Below are 925 nucleotides of genomic sequence, written 5' to 3' on the forward strand. Positions count from 1 at the left end.
TTATAAACGGGCTTTATTTCTATATTCTAACCTTTTCTACCGCTTTTATTTGGCGATACTCAGGCTCCCAGATTGCTTCTTTCACTGCAATCTTGATATCGTTATCACTTAAGTTCTCTCTAGCAACACCTTCTGCAACAGCAACTTTCGCTACTTCAATTGCTACCATTTCCGAGATATTACGTAACTCTTCAACTTCTGGTAAAATAGGTGCTCCTGGCTGACTTGTATCTACCATGCTCGCAACTGCTTCAGCTGCTGCTGCAAACATGCCATCCGTCATGACGCTTGCACGTACGACAATTGTTCCAAGACCAAGACCTGGGAAAATAAGTGCGTTATTTGATTGTCCAATCACATACGTTACACCGTTGTATGTAACTGGTTCAAATGGACTTCCTGTTGCAACTAACGCTCTTCCTTCTGTCCACTCGATTAAATCGGCTGGTTTTGCTTCAGCAAGTGGCGTCGGGTTCGACATCGGTAAAATGATTGGTCTTTCTACGTGAGAAGCCATTTCTTTAACAATCTCTTCTTTAAATGCGCCTGCAACAGTTGATGTACCGATTAAAATTGTCGGTTTTACATGTTTCACAACTTCAGCAAGTCCGATCACACCATTTTGCTTCCACTCACTTACTTCCGCTTCTTTTCTTGCATACGGCATTTGGAAATCAAGAAGATCTTCCATATTATCTGTTACTAACCCGTTACGATCAATGCACCAGAAACGCTTATATGATTCTTCTTCTGATACGCCTACGCGGACCATTGCATCTCTAACTTGATCTGCGATACCGATTCCAGCCGTACCAGCACCAAACACAACAACGCGGTGTTCACTTAGCGGTACACCAGAAGCTTTCACTGCCGATAATACAGCCGCAAGGGAAACTGCACCTGTACCTTGAATATCATCATTAAA

1 pseudogene is annotated in these 925 nt (G+C 42.8%); it reads right to left on the reverse strand.

Features of this window, described 5'->3' with window-relative positions:
* Positions 1–19 precede the first annotated feature (19 nt).
* Positions 20–925: pseudogene (gene malS, locus AC0NJG_RS28570) on the reverse strand (oxaloacetate-decarboxylating malate dehydrogenase); the annotation flags it as partial.

This window comes from Bacillus sp. SSR7, from assembly GCF_055902415.1.